The sequence below is a fragment of the Youngiibacter fragilis 232.1 genome, from assembly GCF_000495435.3.
In the GTDB taxonomy this organism is placed as follows: Bacteria; Bacillota; Clostridia; order Clostridiales; family Clostridiaceae; genus Youngiibacter; species Youngiibacter fragilis.
On sequence record NZ_AXUN02000137.1, the window covers coordinates 1 to 662 of the forward strand.

At 37.6% G+C, this 662-nt stretch carries 1 protein-coding gene; it reads right to left on the reverse strand.

All coding sequences use genetic code 11. From position 1 onward, the window contains the following. Positions 1–181: 181 nt before the first annotated feature. The coding region (locus T472_RS07105) for an AAA family ATPase (RefSeq protein ID WP_040906967.1) at positions 182–662 on the reverse strand (481 nt) is incomplete at its 5' end.

The window sequence follows — 662 nt, forward strand, 5'->3', positions numbered from 1 at the left end:
TCTTTTTACATGTCGAGGTTTCTCCACATCAGGTTCCTGACCTCATACCAAATGATGTCTTCAATTTCCGCACAAAAAAAGCAACCCCTTCGGGTTGCAAGTCGAAATATTCAATAATGACGATTTTTTACAATTCGTCTGTCTGAATATTATTGTAAAATTAATAATCTTTTAGAACATCTTAGAAGTTATACTTCTCGCGCCTTCTACGAAAAGCCTCTTCAGTGCCTTCCATTATATCAAGTACGGCTTCCATAACATTTTTCTTATCAAGTCCACCTTGAGCAAGAACATGTCCACGCCCATCTTTAGATTGTACGGCATATACTAATTCAGCATCACCATTAACAGGTAGGTTTGCATTATGTGTTGCCATGATAATTTGCCTAGACGACTTTACCTTTCTAAGCATAGGAATCAATTCGCGAAAAACAAAATTCGAATCCAATTCATCTTCTGGCTGATCAATTATTAGCGGTCCTGAATCCTGTGAAAGTAGCAATGCTAGTATAGCTGTATTCCGCTGCCCATCTGATAGTGTACCATCTGATATTCGACCTGCAATTGTTCCGTCAGGCCGGTATAACATAAGATCTACAGAGTCCTCAACTCTTGAAATTTCAGTCTCATTCCATTTATCTTTATTATCATGGATATATTTT